This window comes from Rhizobium sp. 05L419, assembly GCF_056397845.1.
The window spans coordinates 1-383 of record NZ_JBFTOF010000099.1 but is presented as its reverse complement, the minus strand read 5'-3'; the positions used below and the strand labels follow the sequence as shown (position 1 = coordinate 383).

The following is a 383-nucleotide window of genomic DNA, read 5'->3' as shown; positions in this document are numbered from 1 at the left end:
TCTCAGCAGAATACTGTTCGTCTCTGGTTCAGCGGGCATTTCAGACAGCAGTCAGCGCTGAATAAAGGGCAGGGCGGCTTGCGTGATCAGATGCTGCAAGAGTGCTCGCGCCGGATCGTCACCCTGATCGGAGCGGGCGAGCGCGATACCCAGATAGCCGGGCATTGGCAGCCGGTGTGATTCAATCACCAGCGTCTCCGGTAACCCTGCGCGGGTGCGCAGGGTGATGCCCAGCCCGGCCTGTAATGCCGCCCAGATCCCGCTAAGACTGTGGCTGGTGAACACTACCCGCCACGGAATACCTGCCTTATCCAGCGCCTCGATGGCGCGCGATCGCATGACACACGGCGCATCGAATGCCACCAGCGGCAGCGGCTCGCCGC

1 protein-coding gene is annotated in these 383 nt (G+C 62.9%); it reads right to left on the bottom strand.

Annotated elements, in window-relative coordinates; genetic code table 11:
• Nucleotides 1-51 precede the first annotated feature (51 nt).
• Nucleotides 52-383 (bottom strand): LysR substrate-binding domain-containing protein (locus tag AC1DMK_RS31165; RefSeq protein WP_477864060.1); only part of this gene is annotated, 332 nt, incomplete at its 5' end.